The following is an 810-nucleotide window of genomic DNA, read 5'->3' as shown; positions in this document are numbered from 1 at the left end:
CGATTAACACGGAAGCGCTCGGCAAGGTTCGACTCGGTCGGCAGGTAATCACCGGGCACGAACTGCTCTTTCACTTCTTTTTCAAGCTCTGAAGCGATATCCAAATAAACAGGCACTCGCTGCATTTCCTTTTCGATAATTCAATAAGTTATCTAGACAAGTAGAGTTAAATAGGCATGTAACATGCCTAGATAAACTTCTTGCGGATAACTTGAGAGATGAAATCAATCACGCTTACTGTCACGATAACAATCGCCATAATTGCGGCTGTCTGTTGTAGCTGGAAGCCAGAGATTGATTGCCAAAGCAAGACACCGATACCACCAGCGCCGACCATACCAAGCACGGTTGCGGAGCGGATGTTCGACTCTAAGCGGTAGAGTGAGTAAGAGATCCACAGCGGCATCACTTGAGGAATTACGCCATACAGAATGACTTCGATTGGGTTGGCACCCGTTGCCTTCACGCCTTCAACTGGGCCCGGTTCAATCGCTTCAATCGCTTCTGCAAACAGCTTGGCAAGGACACCTGTGGTATGAATGAATAGCGCCATAACACCAGCGAATGGCCCTAATCCAACCACCACCACAAGCAGCATCGCAAACACCATCTCATTGATAGCGCGCAAGCAGTCCATCAAACGACGAATTGGAAACGTCACCCAGCTTGGCATTAGGTTTTCAGCACTGAGGATGCCAAAAGGAATCGCCAACAAAATAGACAACACCGTGCCCCAAATACCGACTTGAATGGTCACCAACATTTCGCTGAAGTAGATGTTGCTCTCGCCGAAGTCAGCGGGGAAAAAGT

Annotated in this window: 1 protein-coding gene; it reads right to left on the bottom strand. The window is 48.4% G+C overall.

Annotated features, from left to right (window positions below; genetic code table 11):
* Window positions 1-187 precede the first annotated feature (187 nt).
* A partial coding sequence (gene phnE, locus KIV40_RS27380; RefSeq protein ID WP_285352352.1) for a phosphonate ABC transporter, permease protein PhnE occupies window positions 188-810 on the bottom strand: 623 nt, incomplete at its 5' end.

Source organism: Vibrio sp. D173a (assembly GCF_030248475.1).
Note: the sequence above shows the minus strand (reverse complement) of the source record. Positions and strands in the feature narration are given on the sequence as shown.